This window comes from Thermoactinomyces sp. DSM 45892 (genome assembly GCF_900107305.1).
Classification (GTDB): domain Bacteria; phylum Bacillota; class Bacilli; order Thermoactinomycetales; family Thermoactinomycetaceae; genus Baia.
In genome coordinates this window covers 190852-206452 of the sequence record NZ_FNPL01000003.1, presented here as the reverse complement: position 1 = coordinate 206452, position 15601 = coordinate 190852, and the positions used below count along the sequence as shown (strand labels likewise).

General features: G+C 43.0%; 11 protein-coding genes, 1 other RNA gene and 1 other annotated feature. Of the genes, 1 reads left to right on the top strand and 11 read right to left on the bottom strand.

The annotated features are described in order from the left end of the window. Positions 1–196: 196 nt before the first annotated feature. The 5 genes from BLU58_RS03895 to hisS form a co-directional block, all read right to left on the bottom strand. On the bottom strand, positions 197–832 hold the full coding sequence (locus tag BLU58_RS03895; RefSeq protein ID WP_093290916.1) for a S1 RNA-binding domain-containing protein: 636 nt from the start codon (positions 830–832) through the stop codon (positions 197–199). Between the two features lie 243 nt (positions 833–1075). Then, complete coding sequence (locus BLU58_RS03890; RefSeq protein WP_093290915.1) at positions 1076–1636, bottom strand: 5' nucleotidase, NT5C type; 561 nt, start codon at positions 1634–1636, stop codon at positions 1076–1078. A gap of 60 nt (positions 1637–1696) precedes the next feature. Continuing rightward, positions 1697–1876, bottom strand: a non-coding RNA gene (ssrS, locus tag BLU58_RS03885) — 6S RNA. A 66-nt stretch (positions 1877–1942) separates the two neighbouring features. Further along, a complete protein-coding gene (gene aspS / locus BLU58_RS03880; RefSeq protein WP_093290914.1) occupies positions 1943–3730 on the bottom strand; it encodes an aspartate--tRNA ligase in 1788 nt (595 codons plus the stop codon). Positions 3731–3733: 3 nt separating this feature from the next. Next, complete coding sequence (gene hisS / locus BLU58_RS03875) at positions 3734–5017, bottom strand: histidine--tRNA ligase (RefSeq protein ID WP_093290913.1); 1284 nt, start codon at positions 5015–5017, stop codon at positions 3734–3736. A 93-nt stretch (positions 5018–5110) separates the two neighbouring features. Next, positions 5111–5348 (bottom strand) — a binding site (T-box leader). 143 nt (positions 5349–5491) lie between these two features. On the opposite strand from hisS, the gene BLU58_RS03870 reads away from it, so the two are divergent. Further along, positions 5492–5866 (top strand): DUF423 domain-containing protein, encoded by a 375-nt coding sequence (locus BLU58_RS03870; RefSeq protein ID WP_093290912.1) that lies wholly within the window; start codon positions 5492–5494, stop codon positions 5864–5866. 211 nt (positions 5867–6077) lie between these two features. Here the strand turns inward: BLU58_RS03870 and BLU58_RS03865 are convergent, their stop codons facing one another. From BLU58_RS03865 to BLU58_RS03840, 6 genes are all read right to left on the bottom strand, one after another. After that, positions 6078–6848 carry a hypothetical protein gene (locus tag BLU58_RS03865; RefSeq protein ID WP_093290911.1) on the bottom strand — a complete coding sequence of 257 codons (771 nt, stop codon included), beginning with the start codon at positions 6846–6848 and terminating at the stop codon, positions 6078–6080. Between the two features lie 178 nt (positions 6849–7026). Further along, positions 7027–9036, bottom strand: coding sequence for a transketolase (gene tkt / locus BLU58_RS03860; RefSeq protein WP_093290910.1), 2010 nt, complete (start codon positions 9034–9036; stop codon positions 7027–7029). A gap of 72 nt (positions 9037–9108) precedes the next feature. Next, positions 9109–9573, bottom strand: coding sequence for a D-aminoacyl-tRNA deacylase (gene dtd / locus BLU58_RS03855; protein WP_093290909.1), 465 nt, complete (start codon positions 9571–9573; stop codon positions 9109–9111). A 9-nt stretch (positions 9574–9582) separates the two neighbouring features. Continuing rightward, a complete protein-coding gene (locus BLU58_RS03850) occupies positions 9583–11763 on the bottom strand; it encodes a RelA/SpoT family protein (RefSeq protein ID WP_093290943.1) in 2181 nt (726 codons plus the stop codon). A gap of 147 nt (positions 11764–11910) precedes the next feature. Beyond that, positions 11911–12252, bottom strand: a complete 342-nt coding sequence (locus BLU58_RS03845) for a hypothetical protein (RefSeq protein WP_093290908.1) — start codon at positions 12250–12252, stop codon at positions 11911–11913. Between the two features lie 94 nt (positions 12253–12346). Next, entirely contained in the window at positions 12347–15586 is a 3240-nt protein-coding gene (locus BLU58_RS03840) for a UvrD-helicase domain-containing protein (RefSeq protein ID WP_093290907.1), read from the bottom strand. Between the last annotated feature and the right edge of the window lie 15 nt (positions 15587–15601).

The following is a 15601-nucleotide window of genomic DNA, read 5'->3' as shown; positions in this document are numbered from 1 at the left end:
AATAATAAATTTCCCGTTTTCCTTTACGCAAGGAAACCTCAAATCGCCACTTTGTATATATCGATGATCTCTAGTGTCTAGAATTACTCTTCCTCCTTTTGCCAGTTGGATTATGTCCTCAGGAGTTAACTCCTTTTTTAATCGATCCGTGCGCTCTGCTGCATGGTATGTCGTGATAAATTCTGACTGATCTTGGCTAAAGATCATCCCTCATTTGTTTCTCTATTTCCTTCACTAGATACAATGATAGATCTGCTTCGAAAACTTTCAACGCCTCTACCAAACTCATCGTAAAAGCAAACACACCTTTTTCTTGCACCAAACTTTGTACTCTCTCCTTGCTTTCTGGAGATAAAATCCCGACCACCTTAGATAAATAATTGAAAATTCTCTGTATTTCCTCTGGCGGCTTTGCACTACTACTTTCTATAATATCATCACCCATAGGTAGTCCATTTTTTAACTTCTCCAAAGGAGAAAGATAAAAGCGATTCTCATTGACTTGAGGTGTTTTTTTTAAATTAAGATGAAGTGTACTAAGCTCAATTCGGAAATCACTGTGAATTCTAATAATTTTCGCATTAATAGTCATCCCGACTTCAAGGAAATCATGTATATCCTCAATATATTGATTTGCTATATTCTTTATATGAATCAATCCTGAGTATTTCCCACCCTCTAACTCCACAAAAGCTCCATAGGAAGCAATAAACGTAATCGTGGCATCAATATGGTCTCCCACATTGTATGGGGGTGGTTTTGCTAGATCTGTTGCGAGAGAAGTTTGATGTGTAAATTCTTCTATCCTCTCATCCAATGATTTTTCAGCCATAATATATGGCCTCCTTTCATGATAAACTATACATCCTTACATTAAAGCGATAATAGATAAAAATCAATATGAAATATGAAAATTTACCTTATGTTTATTTTACCAAAAATGCTTAAAAGTTTCTATTTTAATTTGAAAATGAATATTTTATAATTTATGAAACAATTCGTATACTTATGGAAGCATACGAGGTCATGTCGATTCATTTCTTTATCCCGCATGCTTTCCACTATTTTATCAATATCAGAGCTTTGATATGTATTCATAGACTTGGCGCCAATCGGTAATCCGAGGTACTTCCTTCGAATACTGGCGGTTATAAGGTGCATCTACAATCATCGTATGAACTTTCTGCTCTATCAGTCGATCTAAATGATTAGGAGCATCTTCAAAGAATAAATCGATCCCTAGTTTTAAAGCTACCTTTGCCTTATCTATCGAACTCATAATCAGACGATCACTTTGATAGGGAAAGTCATTTTCGCGCAACCAATTTTTGGTTACATCTTGGATATTTGGGAGACCCGGCCTAGCAGTGACATAATAAATCTCATGCCCTTCTTGCGATAACTGCTGTAGCACTTCTCTAGCATGAGGTAATGGAACTCCTAAGCGATAAATTTTTTCCTCCAGACGTCTCCAAGTCTTACGACCTTCCTCTGGTGTTAAACCATATGCTCGATCTAGATAAAATTCAGTAAGATCCTCAGCCCGTATCTCCTTATGAAACTCTTCATTGTAAACAGTGACCGCCGCTTGCTTCGTATCTTTTATCGTACCATCAATATCGACACCCAATTTCATCTATACTCACTCCGAATCCTAGTTAACAAGCCTTCGCCTCTTCTGATACATATGTACAAAAAAAGCCCCATTATGCCGTGGCACCGCAATTTTGAACCTGCTCTCTAGCAGGTGGGTGCTCTGCAGCGAATCTCAAGGTTCCACCTAGATGATGGCTTCCTTTCCAAACACTGACACAAGCTCCCGCAGTAAAAATGTTGGCTCAAAATTACGGTTTACACACGAACATCTCAGGGATTATTCATTAAATCTATATTACCACATCTACAAATAAGAGAACAAGTACAAACACATCTAGCTACAAGCTTATTGTGGCCCTTTTTCATTCATCTTAACCGCAATATGAAGATCATCCAATTGTTGCTCATCTACATCGGAAGGCGCTTTTGTCATCAAGCAGGAAGCGCTAGAAGTCTTTGGGAAAGCAATAATTTCACGAAGGTTGGTCTCGCCTGCTAAAATCATCACAATCCGATCAAAGCCGAGTCCAATACCGCCATGAGGAGGCACACCATATTCAAATGCCTCTAATAAGAAACCAAACTTCTCTCTAGACTCTTCTGGAGTAAGCCCTAATGATGCAAAGATTTTCTCCTGTAACTCCCGCTCATAGATCCGCAAGCTCCCACTTCCTAATTCATATCCATTTAGCACCAGGTCATAGCAGACTGCGCGTACTTTTCCTGGATCAGTCTCCATCAAGGAAATATCCTCTTCCATCGGTCGGGTAAAGGGGTGATGCATCGGTATAAATTGTCCCGTACTCTCATCATATTCATACATAGGGAACTCGGTAATCCAAGCAAAATGATACTTACTTTCATCAATGAGTCCTAGCTCACGACCTAAACGAGCTCGGATTCCACCTAATGTGGCGGCTACTACACTTGGTTTATCTGCGACGAAAAATAGTAAGTCGCCTTCTTCCACCCCAGCTATTTGTGCAATGGAAGCAATCTCTTCCTCTTTTAGTGCTTTTGCAATAGAGCCTTTTATACCATCTGGCTTCCAAGCTAACCATGCAAGTCCTTTTGCACCCAAAGATTCAGCCACTTTTCCCCAGTTGTCTACTTCTTTTCGACTCCAATGAGCTTGCCCTTTTACATTGATCGCCTTTACCTCTCCACCATTTGCAAGTGTACTCGCAAACACTTTAAATTCGGTGTCAGCAAGTACTTCACCTACATTGATTAACTCCATCCCAAAACGAAGGTCCGGTTTATCGCTCCCAAAACGGTCCATCGACTCTGCGTACGGAATCCGTTCAAATGGTGCAGTTACTTCAACTCCCTTCACTTCACGCAGAAGCGTAACAAACATTTCTTCCATCATTTGATAAAACCCCTCTAATTCTAAGAAGGAAAACTCTAAGTCGATCTGTGTAAATTCCGGTTGACGGTCTGCACGCAGGTCTTCGTCACGGAAACAACGTGCAAATTGGAAGTAGCGATCGAGTCCGCCCACCATACACAATTGTTTAAAAATTTGAGGTGATTGAGGTAACGCATAAAATTGACCCGCGTGTACACGGCTTGGTACTAAATAATCCCTCGCTCCTTCTGGCGTACTCTTCGTCATGATCGGGGTCTCGATTTCAAGAAACTCGTGGCGGTCAAGAAAACGACGTACAGATTGCATCGCTTTATGACGTAAAACGAGGTTTTCTTGTATCTTTGGACGACGAAGATCTACATAACGATGCTTTAAACGGATTGTTTCATCCACATCAATGTTATCTAGAATTTGAAAAGGAGGCGTTTTTGCTGTGCTAAATACTTGAATGGCAGAGGCTTTGATTTCAATCGCTCCAGTAGCCATGTTTTTATTAATCGTCTCAGGAGCGCGCAATGCAACTTGTCCCGTAACAGATAATACATATTCGCTACGTACTTGATCCGCGATGTGAAACACTTCTGGTGCCGTCTCAGGGTGAACCACCACTTGAACCTGCCCGGATATATCACGGATATTTAGAAAGATGAGTCCACCCAAGTCACGGCGTGATTGCACCCAGCCATTCAGGGTAATCACCTGTTCTACATGCTGAGTTGTAAGTTCAGTTGCTTTATGTGTTCGTAGTACTGGCTTTGACATCAATCATCTTCCTTTCTCTGTTTGAATGTACGTAACGAGTTGATCGAGAGAAACCGCTTCTTGCGTTCCCGTTTCCATATTCTTCACTTGAATCGTATTTTGCGAAAGCTCGTCTTCTCCTAAGATGGCCACAAAACGGGCTTGTTCACGGTCGGCTGCTTTCATCTGTGCCTTCATCTTCCGATCCAAGTAATCCCGTTCGGCAGATAGCCCAGCTCTTCGAAGCTCAGCAAGTAATTGCATAGACTTGTGTTTCGTGGCTTGATCAAATGTAATCATGTAGCAGTCAAGACGGCTTGGTTCTGGAACCTCCACTTGTTGCTCTTCTAATGCTAGTAGAACTCGTTCAAGCCCGATCCCAAAGCCTACACCCGGCATATCAGGGCCGCCTATTTCCTGCACGAGTCCATTGTAACGGCCACCGCCTCCAATCGTGCTCGCCTGCGCCCCCGGGATATCCACCAGATATTCAAAAGCAGTTTGTGTATAGTAATCTAATCCACGCACCAGACGGTCATTTTGTACGTAGTTTACACCGAGTATGTCTAGGTACTGTTTTACCGCTTCCAAGTTCGCACGGCTTTCCTCGCTGAGATATTCCAAGATGGACGGTGCACCTACGGCGATCTCTTTCGTACGTGGATCTTTGCTATCTAAGATTCGCATTGGATTCCGATACAAGCGGTTTTGTGCATCTTCGGCTAATTCTTCTTTATACGGTTCAAAGTAAGCGATTAGGGCCTCAAAGTAGCGAGCACGGCTCTCAGGATCGCCTACATTGTTAACCTCAACTTGAACTCCTGTTAAGCCTAACTCTTCAAAGAACTGCATTCCGAGAGCGATAATTTCCGCATCCAGCGCAGGATCCAAACTTCCAAAAGCCTCCACACCTAGTTGATGAAACTGACGATATCTCCCCACCTGTTGCCGTTCATAACGATACATAGGGCCTATATAGAACCATTTGGTTGGTTGGGGCTGTGCATATACTTTATGTCCCACAAACGAGCGCACAATCCCTGCTGTTCCTTCTGGACGTAGTGAAATCGAGCGCCCTGCACGATCGGTAAAGGTATACATCTCTTTCTCTACGATATCGGTGGTATCGCCTACACCCCGCTCAAATAGTTCCGTATACTCCATGAGCGGTGTGCGAACCTCTTGAAAACGAAAACGTTCCGCCACGGTGCGAGCGGTTGATTCTACAAAGCGCCACCACTGTACTTGTCGCCATTTCTCTTCGTCCTTCGGCATGACATCAAACATGCCCTTTACGATTCTGCTCATGTGAATGTCTCCTTACCCTTTATTTCCTATCCAATTCGTTTTCTTCATCTGGGAACGATAAAAAATCTCTCGTCCCTGACAAAGAAAAACTTTGTCAGGGACGAGAGATTTTTCATTCCCGCGGTACCACCCTAATTGAAAGAACCTATACAGGCTTCCTTCCACCTCTTACCCGTTATCGCCGGGACCGCGTCTATGCTTACTAACCAGTTGCGTTCAACATAGAACCTCCAGGTGTCTTTCATCTTCATATCACAGAGGGACCTTTTCAGCCACGAGTTCCCATCTCTAACTGTTTATTTGAAGATTACTTTCCGTTCATAGGCCAGATATCAAAAATAAAATAGTACACTCATTATAGGTTTGCCTAAAAATGATGTCAAGAAGGATATGCAAAATCTTTCGGTTTTCTCTGATAAGTAAGTGTGTTATATTCGGTTCAAACGAATACATAGATGAAAGGAGGCGCAGCTCATGCGACTCTTTCTACTTTTGGGTAGTATAAATATGGCGTTAAGTATTGCTTTAGGTGCATTTGGTGCTCATGGTTTAAAAGGAAAAGTAGCTGAGAAAATGATTGCTAATTGGAATACAGGCGCTCATTATCACATGATTCACGCCTTAGGGATGCTGATTGTGGGAATTTTGCTGTCTAAGATCCAGGATTCAGGGATGTTAACTACTTCAGGCTGGCTGATGTTAGCAGGTGTTGTCCTGTTTTCGGGGAGTCTTTACGTGATGGCTGTGACAGGTATAACAAAGCTAGGTGCGATTACGCCAATTGGTGGGCTTGCGTTTATCGTGGCTTGGGTATTAATGGCAGTTGTGGCTTATAAGCAGTTTAGTTAAGAGTGTGTAGGAAAGATGGGAGCTGTTAGTTGATATTTGTTCACTTGATAGCCGTAAACTCATAATCAAAATGCTTAGTCTCCCAGCCTTTCCTTTTTTTGAAAAACCAGGAAATTGACTCTCTAACAAGTGAATACAGAGGATATCAATTTTCTGTGACTAGTCATTCCTTATGCGGGAAACAGGTTGCTATACAAACGAAAGGAAGCCTCTACAGCTTCCCTGGACATAGCGTATAAAGCTCTAACACACTACTTTCTACTTTCGCATCCGAGTACATCTTCTCCATCTCTTCTTTTGCCTTTTTAGTCAGGCATTTTCCTGGTTTCAATCGGTCTGGTATGTTTTGTTTGATCTTTTCGTGCATGTATAGGATTGCCTTAGCTCGTTCTAAGCGATTGGCAGTGATGAGGCCGTCTGTCTTTTTTCCTTGAATTTGATTGCTGAGCGACCAACTCCACAGGTCTACTTTCTCTCCATCTTGAAAGGTTACATAATATTCTGGGTGAAAGCCATTTGATTCATTGGATCGAAACCCAGCATGAGCTTCTTTGATATCCGTCCATTTATATTGCTCAGTTTGAAGACCAAAAAGAGTAGCTACTTTAACTCCGGATTGGTTCACAGATACATGGGTAGTGGTGTCCCATGTAGACAATAGGAGACATATGGCTAGATAAATTCCCACTTTCCGCTTATATTTTTTGTTCCGTGCCTGACCAGATCGTTTCTGTTCGCGAGTCGGAATCGCTGTTACGATTAATCCCATTATTAAGAGTGCTAAAAGAATGGTCACGATATTCCCCGTCGGACTTCGATAATAGAAATATAGGTCAGTGCTGTTATGGAAGAGAAGCCCCTCCATCCACATAGAGCCGAGCCAAACCACAAGAAATGGGACGAAGATTAAAATAACCCCCGTTACCATCCACTTCACAATTCGAAATACGATTCCAATAAAATCCTTTAATTGATCACTCATCCTGTAAACCCCTCTAAAGATCAGGAGCATCTATCTACTTGAGTTACTCCGATCCTCTATGTAATCGCATTCATATGATAAGCATACCATAGTTATCTAGTATAAGCTGACTGATCCGTACAAAAAAGCGCATCCCATTAAGGCGATACGCTTTTGTTTCATCTTCACAAATTGATCTTTATCGAGAACGAACTTGGTGGAATTTCTCCACAACATTTCCTACATTAAAACCAAAGCGCTCCATCACCAGGTTACCCGGGGCGGATGCACCAAATGTATCGATCCCAATCACTTTACCTTGATCGCCAACATACTTGTGCCAACCCATGGTGTGAGCTGCTTCAATCGCAACACGGGCACGAAGGGTTGCTGGTAAGATCGCTTCTTTCTCATCAACAGACAGAAGGTCAAAGTTTTCACGACAAGGCATGCTGACTACTCGTACATGAACACCCTCTTGTGCCAATTGCTCTTGAGCCTCAATCGCAAGGCTTACTTCGGAGCCTGTTGCAATCAAAATTCCTTCGGGTTGCCCATTCTTTGCTTCTGACACGATGTAAGCGCCTTTTTCAATCATCTCTTTACCTTTTCCGACAGAGCCTTCTAAAATCGGGAGGTTTTGGCGTGTTAAAGCTAGAACAACTGGATGCTCTGTTTGGCTTACGGCATAAGCCCACGCAGCCGAGGTTTCATTCGCATCAGCCGGACGAACTACTTTTAGGCCCGGGATGAGACGAAGGGATGGAACTTGCTCCACTGGTTCATGAGTGGGTCCATCTTCCCCAACAGCTATACTATCATGTGTAAACACATAGGTTACTGGCAACTTAGAAAGAGCGGCCAGACGAATAGCAGGACGTAGGTAGTCAGAGAACACGAGGAATGTAGCCCCAAATGCTTTCACACCACCATGTAATGCTAAGCCATTCATGGCCGCGCCCATTGCATGTTCACGAACTCCGAACCAAACATTACGACCGGCGTAATCTTCGACATGGAACACGCCTGCGCCTTTCATCTCGGTATTATTGGAAGATTTCAAGTCAGCAGAACCACCGATGAGAGTAGGTACAGATTTCGCAAGACCTTGTAGTGCATTCCCAGAAGCAACACGGGTAGCAAGTGCCTTATCCCCCACTTGATAAGCAGGGAGAGATTGCTCCCATCCAGCAGGAAGCGTCCCTGCAAATGCCGCCTCTAACTCCCCAGCTAGCTCCGGAAACTCCGACTGATACTTCGCGTACATCTTCTTCCACTCATCGTGTTTGGCTGTATAACGTTCCATCGTTTCAGCCAGATGGGCTCGTACCTCTTGTGGCACATAAAAATCTTCATCGTGCTCCCAATTGTACGATTTACGAGTCCCGGCCATCTCTTCTTTCCCTAGCGGCTTTCCGTGTGCTTCGGAAGTGCCTGCGCGATTTGGACTACCATAGCCAATCACGGTCCGTACTTCGATCATAGTTGGACGTCTGAGGTCCGCTTGCGCCTCTTCAATCGCCCTGGAGATTGCTTCTGTATCATTACCATCTTCAACACGAATCACTTGCCAACCGTAGGCCTCAAAACGTTGTAATGTCTTTTCAGAGAAGGCATGATTTAGTTCGCCATCTAATGAAATATCATTGGAATCATAGAGACAAATTAATTTACCCAGATTCATATGTCCAGCCATGGAGCATGCTTCAGAAGCAACCCCCTCCATCAAGTCACCGTCTGAACAAATAACATAGGTAAAATGGTCCATCACTGGATAACCATCTTGATTAAAACGCGCTGCTAGATGAGCCTCTGCCATCGCCATTCCCACAGCAGTTGAAATCCCTTGACCCAGTGGTCCTGTGGTAGCTTCTACACCCGGGGTATGTCCAACTTCAGGATGGCCCGGCGTTTTGCTCCCCCATTGTCGGAACTGCTTTAAGTCCTCGATGGACACGTCAAATCCATAAAGATGTAGCAAACTATAGAGTAGTGCAGAACCGTGACCTGCTGATAAAACAAAGCGATCTCGGTTCATCCACTTCGGATCTTTGGGATCTTGATTTAAATAGTTATTCCACAAAGCATATGCCATTGGGGCGGCTCCCATAGGTAATCCAGGGTGCCCTGAGTTTGCTTTCTCAATTTGATCAATCGAAAGCAATCGAATGGTATTAATCGTATGTACATCAATCTGATTTGTTGTCAAGTTAGACAACCTCCTTGTAGCTGTTAGAACTCTATTCTTAGCTTAACTCACGCTAAGCTCCCATATCCATTATCAACTTAATTTCTTTTTCACAAGATCATGGCTATCTAACAAAATTGTCACAGGACCGTCATTATGTAACGATACATCCATCATCGCACCAAATATGCCTGTCTGCACTTCCACTCCACGACGACGAAGTTGTTCATTAAATCTCTCGTACAATGGATGAGCTAACTCAGGTCTTGCCGCAGCCATGAAGCTAGGGCGTCGACCTTTTCGACAATCACCGTATAAAGTAAATTGGGACACTGATAAGATGGCACCACCTAGATCAAGTAAGGATTTATTCATCTTCCCTTCCTCGTCTTCAAAGATCCGCATATGGACTACTTTTTCGGCTAACGTTTGAATCTCTTCTTCACCATCATTTTCAGTAATACCAACAAGTAGTAGGAGCCCCTGATCGATGGCCCCTACTACTTGATCATCAACGGTAACGCTCGCCTGTGAAACACGCTGTATGACAACTCGCATACGATCCCCTCATCCTTGTTGAAACATTCTTTGCACACTAATTACATCTGGAACACGCTTGATTTTTTCCACTACGTTGCGCAAGTGTTTGCTGTTTTTAATGGAGACGGTTAGATGAATCGCGGCAAAGCCTTTGCGGTGCACCCTAGCCACAACTCCGAAACAATCCGCTTTTTGCTCAGAAACAGCTTGCAAGACATCATTGAGAAGACCGCTCCGGTCAAACCCTGAGATCTCAATATCCACCTGATATGTTCGGTTCGGATCATCCGTCTCCCAGATAACCTGAATTCCCCGTTCTGGTTCGATCGTTTGGATATTCGGACATTCCAGACGATGCACAGATACGCCTCTTCCCCGAGTAATAAAGCCGGTGATCTCTTCCCCAGGGACTGGGTTACAGCAACGGGAGAGTCGAATCATCACATTATCAGCACCTACAACGGTTACACCCGGCCCCGAACGATAAAACTTTTTCGGTTTGATTTCAGGGAGGTTCGCGATGGCTTCCGCGATGGTTGGAGCTTCCTCATCACGTAATCCATGTGTGAGGCGCCTATATGCTTCATGGGCCGAGATGCCTCCATATCCTACTGCAGCATAAAGATCATCTGATTCATTCATATTGAACTTTTTACTCACTTCAAGTAGACGGTCATTTTTTAATACTTCGCTACACTCGAAGTGATTCTTTTTCAGCACCGCTTCGATCATTTCTCGCCCTTTGGCAATACTTTCTTCTTTACGTTGCGTCTTAAACCAACTACGAATTTTATTTCGTGCATGCGAAGATTTTACTAACTTGAGCCAATCTCTACTTGGGCCAAAGCTGTGTTTACTCGTGATAATCTGTACTTGATCACCAGTTCGCAGTTTATAGTCGAGAGGAACAATCTTGCCGTTCACCTTAGAGCCAACACACTTATTACCGATTTCCGTATGAATTCGGTACGCGAAGTCCAGTGGCACCGAGCCTGCCGGTAGCTCAATGACATCCGATTTAGGCGTAAAGACGAAAACCGTATCTTTAAACCAATCTCCTTTAATGCTCTCCACAAACTCCTGCGCATTATTGGAGTCGTTTTGTAATTCCATCATCTCACGGAACCAAGTTAACTTTTCGTTAAAATCTTGCTCTTTCTCAACGCTTGTCCCTTCTTTATATGCCCAGTGAGCCGCGATCCCGAACTCTGCTGTCTTATGCATCTCTGTCGTTCGAATCTGAATCTCAATCGGCTCACCCCTTGGACCATGAACCGTAGTGTGAAGGGATTGGTATAAGTTGTTTTTTGGCATCGCAATATAATCTTTAAAACGGCCTGGCATCGGACGCCACATCGTATGAACAATCCCCAGTACAGCATAACAATCCCTCAGTGACTCTACAATCACCCGAACAGCCATTAAATCATAGATCTCATTAAATGGTTTATGTTGAAGAGTCATTTTACGATAGATGCTATAAATATGTTTAGGCCGTCCTGAGATATCTTCAAGAGGAATCTGATACTTCTCGAATCTTCCTTTTAGTGTATCGATAATCTCACTTAAAAAATGTTCCCGTTCCGTTCGCTTTTTCTTCATGAGAGAAGCGATTCGATAGTAAGCTTGTGGCTCTTTATAGCGTAGGGAAAGATCTTCTAACTCCCATCTGATCTTCGAAATCCCAAGGCGATGGGACAAAGGAGCAAATATCTCCAGCGTTTCCTCTGCATACTCGATCTGCTTCTTCTCCGACATATGTTGAACGGTGCGCATATTATGCAATCGATCCGCTAGCTTGATAATGACAACACGAACATCCTTCGCCATCGCAATAAACATTTTGCGATAGTTCTCAGCCTGATGTTCTGATTTAGACATATATTTAAAACTACGCTTTAATTTGGTTAGCCCGTCCACAATAAGAGCAACCGCATCACCGAACTGCTCTTGAATTTCTTCTAATTCCACGTCTGTATCTTCCACCACATCATGTAACAGCGCTGCAATGAGGGTGGACAGATCCATCTTCAGCCCCATTAAAATCTCTGTTACGGCGACTGGATGGATGATAAATGGGTCTCCCGATTTTCGCATCTGACCTCGATGCGCTTCTTCGGCAAACCGATACGCTCGTTCTATATGGACTAGGTCTTCTTCAGCAAGATACGTTCTCCCCAAGTCCATCAACGGGTTAAGTAGGTTCATCCAGTCATCACCACGCTCGAATAGTTTGCTTATCATTATCTTATATCCACTTGTAAATGTAAAGGAGGGCTGATAGCTGAAGATTCTTGATATCTATACACAAAAAAAATCTGAAGAGAGTTTTTCAGATTTTTTTATAACCTTATTCTATGTGACATCTCGGATCGGCTTAGATTGCTTTCTCCATGAGAGGTGGAATACACTTAAAATGACTGCAGCTAGGGAAATCATTACGTTGGAATACACTTCTCCAGACGTTTGAGTCATGACTAGACCCGCTATGATTCCTCCATAGGAAGACCATTCGAAGATCGTTCGGAACATCTTCCATACTTTCCACAAGTACTCTTTTATAAATAATTCATTAGGAGAAAACAACTCCATGATTAATAATACAACTAAACCGCCCATCCAAATAACGAGCGAAAAAATGATAATCCACGCAAATCCAGCTAGTAAGTTCTGAAAAAACTCGGTAATCATTGACAAAACGACGACTCTCCTTTAAACAATACATACCATTCATTATCCGTGACTTTTTGGCATTTTTCAACGTAAGAGAAGACTATTCACGAATTTGTGCCTATTTATCGCACAGCACACCATATTCACAGTATGAACAATTCTTGCTTGGTTTCGTCGGCCAATTCAACATTTTTCTTTCTAATTGAAAAAAAGAACGTGTACTTTCAAGGAGACTCTCCGCTTGATGCCACCACTTTGAATCAATCTTTATCTTCTCTTCATGATTACAATCGAGAAAATAAAGCGTAACACCATTTATCTCCATCCCTCGCGCACGCCACGCTAACGAGTAGAGTTGCAGTTGCGGTAGATAAAAGGCTTTTTTTTCTGCAATATCCTCCACTTTCATGCGATCCGTTTTAAAGTCAATAATCTCCCAACCCTGATACTGATCTTGTAATAACAAATCAATTTGGCCACTTACCCGAAAGCCGGATGTCACGTATTGAAACGATTCTTCTGTTAATACCTTTTTAGACTCTGCAATCCTCTGAACCACATGGCTATCCAAAAATCTAGTTCGAATCTGCTCTAAATCGGGCTTTAAACCATCCATTTCACGAGAATTCAGACGAAATATGCAAGTGATTTGATCAAACCAATCAGGTTGTAACCAGAGTCGCTCAGCCGAAGAGACTGTTTTCTCACAGAGATAATGAATGATTTCGCCTCGTCGATTACCTGAGATAGAAGGAACAGCCAGCTTCTCTTCTCCTCTTTCAACATCGGGGGTGGGCACCTGTAAAATACGATGATAATAATATTTCCTAGGACAATGAACCAGCTCCTTCCAGTCCGTCACACTAATCGGAACATGATTATATTTTCCAAACGGAATCGGCACGGTAAACGGAATCGATGATGAATCAAAGGTATCTGATTCCCGAGCATCCTCTACCAATGGAGGTGGGGTGGTAAATGTATTCTCATAAAGAATAGGTAGAGAATCAGGGCCAAATAAAACAGACTCCCTTGCCTGATCAGCCGCATCCATTTTTAAAATTCCTTTCAGCCAAGAAGCTAGATCCTTTTTAGACTTAGAATTCCCCTGATGCTCCGGAAAACTAAGAAATAAGTAATCCTCTGCCCGGGTTACAGCTACATAAAATAAGCGCATCAACTCTTGCGATTCTAATTCCTCTTCATATAAGACAGCCTCTTTCCAGCGAGGAAATTCGATTTTCGTCTTCGTGTAGCTTTGCCGCTCAAGATGATCAAATCCTTTTATTACTAAGCCCATCGTAGGATGGATGAACGATGATTCACGGCGAACAGGGACAGGAGAAGTGTTCCATAGATTAGGAAGGAAAACGATGGGAAACTCTAATCCTTTGGATTTATGAATCGTCATGATTCGGATCACATCTTCCCCTTCATCCCAAATCTCCGCCTCTGGTTCTTGATTAGCCTGAGACTGGTACTGTTCCATTTTCTCTAGAAACCCTTCTAGTGTAAGGAGAGTGGGATCCGTTTCCTTCTCCCATACTTGACACCATTTCTCTAAGTTGAATACAGCCTGCGCCCCGTTCGGCAATCCCCAGAGAATCGCTATATAGTTACTATGCTCCATAACCCATCGAATCAATTGTCCCGGCGTACGACGACAGCTCATTCGCCTAAGAGACTCATGTAAAAAACAAAACGTTTGTAATCGAAGCTGATCATTTTCGCTTAAAATGGATTGAGTAAGCCAGCTTTGTGGCTCCCCTATCCATCCTGTTTTAAGGGCAAGTCTGGTAATCCCTTCATCACTTAGATGGGCAAAAGGCGAACGCAAAGCTCCTACCCAATTTTCTGCACGAGCAGGGGTTAAAACCGTAGCAAAAAGATAGAGAAAATCTTGAATCTCTTGAGTCTCATAAAAACCACTTCCTCCTACGATCCGGACAGGAATCCCTTGCGATCGAAGAATTTGTTCATATAAAGTCGCATCATTCATTTTCCTTAATAGAAGTACCATGTCACCATACTGAAAATCAGACCGTAATCGCTTAATCTGATGACTTATGAGAATTGCCTCTTGCTCAACTAGCTTCTCGTTATCTAAATCCGTACTAGAAATGGAGATCAATTGAACAGGCTTGGCTATAGCTTGATCGGATCTAGAAGCTTGAATCAAGCGGAACTCATCTACTGGAAAAGCATGTTTACATAATTGATTGCTAAACTGAACAATCCCAGCCTGAGAACGGTAATTATGTGTTAGGTACAAATTCTGATTCCCCTGGTCCAACCATTCTTTTTGTGTTTTGATAAAAATCGAGACATCCGCACCACGAAAACGATAGATAGACTGCTTCGGATCACCTACTACAAATAAATGCCTTTTCGTATCGAATGTTTCCGCCATAATAAAATCTACCAATCCTTTCTGGAGACCGTCTGTATCCTGATACTCATCGATCATGACAGATTGAATCTGTTTCTTTATATGCATGCGAAATGTTGTATCTTTCTCTAACGCTTCACACACCATCTGGATTAAATCTTGATAATCATATCGTGCCTTCTGCTTCTTTAGGAGCTGATAATATACATGGATCTCTTGCAAGTAGAATAGTAGAGTTCGGGTAATCATTTCTTCTGATTCCCTACTTAATTCATGTTCTTCCGAAACATCAAGGCGAGATTGGTGGAGAAGACTCTCTGTCGTACAGTCTACCAATTTAGAAAATGCCCACCCCTGATCCCTCCACTTTCGGGACAACTCCGCGAGCATCGTTTCCGCTCCTGTCCATCCGATTAACGAAAGATAATATATCCACCACTCACGTTCGATCATACTTCTCTGATGAAGCAAGTCCGACGAGGAAAGAACATGGGTAACGGCTTGTTCCAAAAGTCGATTTGCTTCCCATTCTTCTAACACTTGAAAAAAAGGATCTACACCTGCTTGAATAGGCTCTGCCGACAAAATCAATTGACAAAATGAATGAATGGTGTAGATGTGAGCTTCATCTAAGCATTGACGAACTTCATACCATGACTGAACCTCTTCCTCGTCTTCCTCGTCTTCCCTTGTACCTAGTCGATCGATAATCCGGTCCATCTCTTTCCGTAAGCGATCCCGCATCTCTGTTGCCGCTTTTTTCGTAAAGGTGATGGCCACTATTTTACGAAGATTAGCTGGATTCATACCAAATTGATACAAAGTATACACAAAGCGTTTCACCAATACACGAGTCTTCCCTGCACCAGCCCCTGCTATGACAATACACCGATCCTGCTTGCTGAGCACTGCTTCCTTTTGTTCCTCTGACAGTGATTCACAGATGAGTTCCTCTATCCACTTTTCCATCGTTGCCTCCTCCAC

Bases quoted from the DNA above. Each gene is read 5' to 3' on its own strand.
- BLU58_RS03895 (WP_093290916.1), bottom strand. From the start codon at position 832: ATGGCTGAAAAATCATTGGATGAGAGGATAGAAGAATTTACACATCAA.
- BLU58_RS03890 (WP_093290915.1), bottom strand. From the start codon at position 1,636: ATGAAATTGGGTGTCGATATTGATGGTACGATAAAAGATACGAAGCAA.
- aspS (WP_093290914.1), bottom strand. From the start codon at position 3,730: ATGTCAAAGCCAGTACTACGAACACATAAAGCAACTGAACTTACAACT.
- hisS (WP_093290913.1), bottom strand. From the start codon at position 5,017: ATGAGCAGAATCGTAAAGGGCATGTTTGATGTCATGCCGAAGGACGAA.
- BLU58_RS03870 (WP_093290912.1), top strand. From the start codon at position 5,492: ATGCGACTCTTTCTACTTTTGGGTAGTATAAATATGGCGTTAAGTATT.
- BLU58_RS03865 (WP_093290911.1), bottom strand. From the start codon at position 6,848: ATGAGTGATCAATTAAAGGATTTTATTGGAATCGTATTTCGAATTGTG.
- dtd (WP_093290909.1), bottom strand. From the start codon at position 9,573: ATGCGAGTTGTCATACAGCGTGTTTCACAGGCGAGCGTTACCGTTGAT.
- BLU58_RS03850 (WP_093290943.1), bottom strand. From the start codon at position 11,763: ATGAACCTACTTAACCCGTTGATGGACTTGGGGAGAACGTATCTTGCT.
- BLU58_RS03840 (WP_093290907.1), bottom strand. From the start codon at position 15,586: ATGGAAAAGTGGATAGAGGAACTCATCTGTGAATCACTGTCAGAGGAA.